General features: G+C 63.8%; 5 protein-coding genes. 2 read left to right on the top strand and 3 right to left on the bottom strand.

Features of this window, described 5'->3' with window-relative positions; all coding sequences use genetic code 11:
• Positions 1 to 60 precede the first annotated feature (60 nt).
• Positions 61 to 1,395, top strand: coding sequence for an IS1182 family transposase (locus MKK58_RS13610; RefSeq protein ID WP_243912566.1), 1,335 nt, complete (start codon positions 61 to 63; stop codon positions 1,393 to 1,395).
• Between the two features lie 175 nt (positions 1,396 to 1,570).
• Here MKK58_RS13610 and MKK58_RS13615 read toward each other — a convergent pair whose 3' ends face one another.
• Both MKK58_RS13615 and MKK58_RS13620 read right to left on the bottom strand, forming a co-directional pair.
• A complete protein-coding gene (locus MKK58_RS13615; RefSeq protein WP_243912567.1) occupies positions 1,571 to 1,984 on the bottom strand; it encodes an ester cyclase in 414 nt (137 codons plus the stop codon).
• A 213-nt stretch (positions 1,985 to 2,197) separates the two neighbouring features.
• Positions 2,198 to 3,277: a molybdopterin-dependent oxidoreductase gene (locus tag MKK58_RS13620; protein ID WP_243912568.1), complete on the bottom strand. Its 1,080-nt coding sequence runs from the start codon at positions 3,275 to 3,277 to the stop codon at positions 2,198 to 2,200.
• Between the two features lie 830 nt (positions 3,278 to 4,107).
• Between MKK58_RS13620 and MKK58_RS13625 the strand changes: the two genes are divergently transcribed.
• On the top strand, positions 4,108 to 5,430 hold the full coding sequence (locus MKK58_RS13625) for a type I restriction endonuclease (RefSeq protein ID WP_243912569.1): 1,323 nt from the start codon (positions 4,108 to 4,110) through the stop codon (positions 5,428 to 5,430).
• Between the two features lie 44 nt (positions 5,431 to 5,474).
• Here the strand turns inward: MKK58_RS13625 and MKK58_RS13630 are convergent.
• Positions 5,475 to 6,436, bottom strand: a protein-coding gene (locus tag MKK58_RS13630) for an IS630 family transposase (protein WP_243912570.1) whose coding sequence is annotated in 2 segments (ribosomal slippage) — positions 5,475 to 6,085 and positions 6,085 to 6,436 — 963 coding nt in all. Because the reading frame shifts where the segments join, the coding sequence is not laid out codon by codon here.
• Positions 6,437 to 6,504: the final 68 nt, after the last annotated feature.

The following is a 6,504-nucleotide window of genomic DNA, read 5'->3' on the forward strand; positions in this document are numbered from 1 at the left end:
CTAGGAGCTTGTCCGAGTAATCCTCTCGACGACGAGGCTGCGAGGTGATTCACTCGGCTCATGGCCAAGGTGTTTCGCTCCTGGGACGTCGATCAGGGCTGGCTGTTGCCGCCCTCGCTGCACGAGTTCGTGCCACCCGGACACATGGCGCACTTCGTGCGCGATACGGTGCGGGAGGCGCTCGACCTCTCGGCCATCCTCGGTACCTACACGGAAGAGCGCGGCTACCCGCCCTACCATCCCGGCATGATGGTGGCACTGCTGCTCTACGGCTACAGCCGCGGCCTGTACTCGTCGCGCCAACTCGCCCGGGCCTGTGAGGAGCGGGTCGACGTCATGGCTGTCACCGGCCTGAACCGGCCGGACTTCCGCACCATCGCCGACTTCCGCAAGCGTCACCTCGTGGCCATGTCGGACCTGTTCGTGCAGGTGCTGCGCCTGTGTCGGGCGGCCGGTCTCGTCGAGTTCGCCCACGTGGCGGTGGATGGCACGAAGCTGAAGGCGAACGCCTCGCGCCACAAGGCGATGAGCTATGGGCGGATGAAGACGGCCGAGCCGGCGCTGGCGGCTGAGGTGAACGCTTGGCTGGAGCGCGCGCGCGAGGCTGACGCGGCAGAGGATCAGGCTCACGGTGCCGGCCGTCGGGGCGACGAGACGCCGGCCTGGATGGCCGACAAGCAGCGGCGGCTGGAAACGATCCGCGCCGCCAAGGCCGCACTGGAGGCGGAGGCGGCCGACCCGCCCGATCCGGAAGACGAGAACGGGCCGGGCGCCTCGTCGGGCATGCGCTGGCAGGGCCGGCCACTGCGCGGTGAAGACGGCGCTCCGCCCGACCGAGCGCAGCGCAACTTCACCGACCCGGACAGCCGGATCCTGCCCACGCGCGACGGCTTCGTGCAGGGTTACAACGGTCAGATCGCGGTCGATGCCGCGCATCAGGTCATCGTCGCGCATCGGCTCGTGACCAACTCGGCCGACTACCGCGCGCTCGTGCCGCTTGTGGACGGGGTTCGCACTCATCTCGGGCGCAAACCGCGGGAGGTCTCGGGTGATGCCGGCTTTGCCAACGAAGCTAACCTCGTCGCGCTGAAGGAGCGCAGCATCACAGGCTACCTTGCTCCGGGCCGGGCGCGCCATGGCGAGGCAGACGCGGCCGGCCGCCGGAGGCTGACCAAGATGCCGTTGATGAGCGCGATGGCTGCCCGCCTGAAGCGGGCTGGGCGCCGCAGTCGCTACCGTCTCAGGAAGCAGGTGGTCGAGCCGGTGTTCGGGCAGATCAAGCAGGCCCGAGGCTTCCGACAGTTCCTGATGAGAGGGCTCGGTCAGGTCCGGGGCGAATGGGCGATGATCTGCACGGCCCACAACCTCCTGAAACTGGCACAGGCCGGCCGATGAGGCCGCCGATCCGCCCTCACCGGCTCTGGTCTCGCCCCTCCAACCTCGGCTTCAATCCCCTTACTCGGACAAGCTCCTAGCGGTTGGTTCTTAAGCGTCCGGGGCGGTCCAGGGGCCGCCCCGGGTCAGGCCTTGACGACGTCCCTTGGCTGGGACGTCCTCGCGGAGGCTTCCATTATCCCTCGATGGCGCCGATCTGCTTGAGGATGCCGAGTTCGTCGGAGGAACCCCACCGCTCGACCATCTTGCCGTCGACGAAGCGGCCGATCTGCATGCCGCGGACCTTGATGGCCTTCCCGGTCGGCTTGTGGCCGTTGAAGTCGCCCTGGTGCGTGCCGGTGAGCGTGTAGGCGAAGGCGACGCTGTCCCCGTCGGCGACGAGCTTCTTCACCTCGACCTGCATGTCGGGAAAGGCGGAGCGAAGCTGCGTGAAGAACATCTGGTATCCCTCGGGACCCATGTGCTGGCCCGGCGCCGGGTCGTGATCGTGGCAATCCGGGGCGACGACCTCGGGGAAGGCTTCGAACCGGCCGCCGTTGACGAGCTCGCCGAATTTCTCGGTGGCTTGGACGCTGGTCTCACGGGACATGGAGTTCCTTGCAGTTTGGGGGCGGCGACACGGCGCCGGGTATCTCGACGCACGGGAAACTCCCGCCAAGGTCGGACGTTGCCTGTGCCGCGCACGACAGGGTCGGAATGACCGCCGGGCGTCACGTCGGATCGTGGCGGGATGCCGGGTCGGCAGCTGTGTGGGAAGTCGTCCACGAGGGCGGAGGTAGGCGATAGGCCAGGTCGCCTGTCCCTAGACGACGTTCACCCGTACCCGATGCCAGCAGGCGCACAGGTAGCCCTTGTGGTTCCAGATCTCGTTCGACGTTGCCGGCTGCGTTTGGCCCGCTTCGTCCCAGGCGCGCACGGCGAGTTCATGCTCGCCCGTAGGCAAGTCGAGGTTTGTGCTCCAGAACGTCCAGGCGAACGGAGCGTCCGCCTCGTGTTCGAGCTCGGCCTGTACCCAGGACCGGCCGCCGTTCCCGGAGACGTCGACGCGTACGACGGCCCGATCCCCGCTCACCGCGTAGCCGCGGACCCTATTACCCCCTGACTTAAGGGTTTCCCCAGTCCCGGGCTCGCAGATCGCGGCGTTCAGCGGCATCGTATCGATGGTGTACCCCTTGGCCGGATCGGCGGCCTCGGCGGTCACGTCCGCCGGATACAGCTTGTAGTCGCCGGCCTGAATCGGGTTGTCCGAGGGGTGGTCCTGGACGCTTAGGCGCCGGAGCCATTTTGGGCTGCGTACGCCGGCGAAGCCCGGCACCACCGCGCGAACCGGAAAGCCATGCTCGGGGAGCAAGGCTTCACCGTTCATGGCGTAGGCCAGCAGGGTCTCGGGGGCCATGGCTTTGGCGAGCGGGATCGAGGCGCCGTAGGGACGGCCTTCCACCATGTCGTAGCTTTCGAAGGCGACATGGTGGCCCACATGCTCGGCGACCCCCGCCTCGCGCAGGACGTCGCCGAGACGCACCCCGGTCCATTCGGCGGTGCCGATGGCTCCGGCATCCCACGGGTCGCCCGAGACCGGGGCGACCGCCCGCATGTCGGCGCGGCGATTGCCGGCGCACTGCATCGTGGCTGTGACCGTGGCTTCCGGGAAGCGGATTCGCAGATCGGATAGCGACAACTCAAGCGCGGTGCTGGTGCCGCCATCGATAGTTAAGCGCCAGGCTGCCTCGTCGAGGTCCGGCAGGTTGCCGTGCGAGCGGACGTAGAAATCCTTCGCCGGCGTCCGGTAGGAGGCTCGCAATCGGTCGAGGGGCGGTTCGGCGTTGTAGGGTTGGTCGCCGTGGACGATCAGGTGTGCCTTGCGCTCGGTCAGACTCGACATCGGGGCTCCCGTCCCAGTGGGGTTACAGGAGTGAACGCGTCGGCGGCGGCAAAGCTCAACCGGCGATGCAGGGGCCAGGGCGGCGGCACGGCATCATCGTTCTGTTTGGTCGAGCCTTCACCAAGCGTCGCAAATACCCGCCAGGACCGACCTATTCCGTGCCGTTTCTCGTGCCCTGCCGGAAAAAAGCCGAGTCCCGCCCAGGGGATGAATGGTTTGGACGGACCGTTATGAGCGGCCTGGTTAATCCATTGAGCTAGCGTTCAGATTGATGCTCACCTTAGGCATGTCGGACTTTTGGATTGAATCGAGCTTCGACCTGGCGTGGGTTCCACGCTCAGGGAAATTGATTTTTTTAGTTGTCTGGCGGCCTTTAGGGCAACGTCCGCTTTCGGGCGACGCTCGCAACGGGATGTACGACTATGTTGGGTCGCCAGTAGCCTGTCTGCTCTGCGACTGGGTCGGGTGGGTTTCAGCTGGTCTGCTTTCGGAAGGTAGATGCATCGGAACGGACATAGCCCCGGGGACCGCTCACGACCCCTTGCCGACCCCTGAGCGGTCCGCTCTCAAGGGTTGAGGCAGAGGCCATCGACCAGGTTGGGTGGCCTGCGGTCTCTCTGCTTTCAGGCTGCACATCAGCGAAGCAGATACACGCTTGCGTGCCGACCTCCGCATTCTTGAGCTATACGTACCAACCGCGTTGCGCGATGTGGCCCGTCTATATCGGGGGGCCCATCCGGGCAGCAGGCCGCGATACGGACATTGACGCTTTGCCGTCTCAGCGCACTGTCATTCATATCCTAAATTATGACGCCACATAGGAATAGAGAATGTCGATTACACAGCTGACGAAGCTACCCACAGAAGCAGACCTCGAAGCGCGAATCGTAGCTTCGATGCGAGCTGCCTTTTCGTGGTTGCCGCCGGATGGCTTAAAGCATCAGCTCAAATTTGAATTTAAGTTCGGCCATAATGTCGTAACCGTCAACGGAGCCGTGGTGTCTGCTGCGCAGGCGCGGCTCGACATACTTGTCCTCTACGAAAATATCCCGCTTGCAGTAATGGAACTAAAGCGAGAGGGCTTGCCTCTAACTGCCGATGACGAGGAACAGGGGTTGTCCTATGCCCGAATGCTTCATCCCCGTCCTCCCCTTGTCGTAGTGACAAATGGCGCGAATACGAAAGTTTTGGAAACGCATTCTGGCGCTGAGTGGAAAGACGAAAAACCTACAGAGGCCGCAGCTTATAAGCTGATCGCAAATGCCGCCACGATCGCCGCAGATGATCTCGCGCGAGCCGTCGAAACGCTTCTCGGTCCTCAATCAACCGTATGGATTTCTGCTATCCGAGCAGCATCGGACGCCGTTATGACAGACCTCACAGGAACGTTTCAGGAAGTTACGCAGCCCTTCGTCGACGGTTTCCTAATACCAAGAAATACTACAAAAAAGATTATTGAGGCGCTCTCATCTAATAAGAAGATCGTTATTGTTGAGGGTCCGCCGCTTGCTGGAAAGAGTAATGTGCTTCGTGAGCTTACTGAACTTACGCGCGACTCCAATCAGCTCGTGACCCTTTTTGTAGAGGCAGATGGTGGTGGTGGCTCCGGCGTGTTCCAGAGTATTGCAAATGTTATGGCAGAATCGCTCGGCTGGAACGTGACGAATAACGACACGCGCACTTGGCTTCGCAGCCTATCGCATCAGTCCGGCCCAAAGCTGGTCCTCGTCATCGATGGAATTTCGGCGACACGAGACGAAATCCGCCGGGATATCGAGGAGCTGACAGGAGATGCGTTTGGTCCAAATCTTAAGGTCGTCCTTGCAGTAGACGATGCATTAACGTCAAAATTGGTCAAAAGCGAGACGGGCCGCAAAGCTACACGGATCGGTAGGCGCGCAACCACTGTTTCGGTTGACGCGCTCGCCAATAACGAGTTTCAGAGAGCCGTTGGAGTTCTTTTAGACCACCGTATAGGTATCATCAACGGCGGGGAGCACGCTCCTGAGTACCGCGTGCCGTGGGTTTTGCGTGCGCTTGCCTCCGACGTAACTGCCTCACCGAGATATGCAGACGAGAGCATGATGGCCGGCCTTCGTCCGCTTCTCGGTCCGCAACTCCTGAACTCAGACTCGCGAGCGGTTTCAGAATGAAGAAGAGACACGCCACCTATTTCAGGGATTAGAGCCGTTCCCGCTTATGTAGCGACGGCCAAGTCGGTGTCGTATCCGGCGGCGGTGAGGCAGTTGCGGCATTCGTCCGGGGTGAAGCGGGTGAAGGCGTGCCGGATGGCGTCCCAGAGGTCGGGCACGGTGCGGGCGGCTGCGGTCCGCAGCAGCGCTTTCAGCTTGGCGAAGACCTGTTCGATCGGGTTGAACTCGGGGCTGTAGGGCGGAAGGTAGAGTAGCCGCGCGCCGGCCGCCTCGATGCGCTCGCGGATGCCGCTGACCTTGTGAGCCTGCAGGTTGTCGAGGATCACGGTGTCTCCGGGTCGCAGCACCGGGACGAGGCGATGGGCGACGTAGTCGCGAAAGCGCTGGCCGTTTGTGGCGCCATCCCCGAGGTCGAGCGCGCACGGGCCGGTGGTGCGCAGGGCGGCGGTGATGGTGGTCGTTTTGTAATGGCCCTGCGGTACGAGGAGCTGGCAGCGCTCGCCGCGCGGGGCGCGGCCGTAGCGGCGGGCCATGTTGGTGGCAGCCGCCGTCTCGTCGAGGAAGACGAGCTTGTCGGGGTCGAGGTCGGGTTGAGCCGCAAACCACGCCTCACGCGCCGCCTTCACGTCCGCCCGCTCCTGCTCGGCCGCGTACACCGCCCCTTTTTGCGGGTGATGCCGTGGCGGGCGAAAAAGCGTGATAGCCCGCTCGTGCTGGTCTGTACGCCATGCTCGGCCAGGGCGTCGCGCAACTCGCGCAGGAAGAGTTCGGGCCGGGCTTCATCTATGGAGAGGATCAGATCCGCATGCGCCTCGATCGCCGGCAGGCTGTCGTCGCCATGTGTCGGTTTGGGGGCGACGTGACCCTGCTGCGCAAACCGCTGAGACCAGCGGCTGGCGCTCGACACGCTCACCCCGAACCGCGCCGCCGCCCGATGAAAGGACGCGCCCCCTGCCACGGCCGCCACGACGCGCTCGCGTAGATCGACAGACAACGGTGAAGGCATCGCAGACTCCTTCACCGGTCAACGCTTCAGCCGCCCTCCCGTCGCAACACTGCCGGGCACAGCTCTAG

Origin of the sequence: Methylobacterium sp. J-078, assembly GCF_022829285.1 — a bacterium.
In the GTDB taxonomy this organism is placed as follows: domain Bacteria; phylum Pseudomonadota; class Alphaproteobacteria; order Rhizobiales; family Beijerinckiaceae; genus Methylobacterium.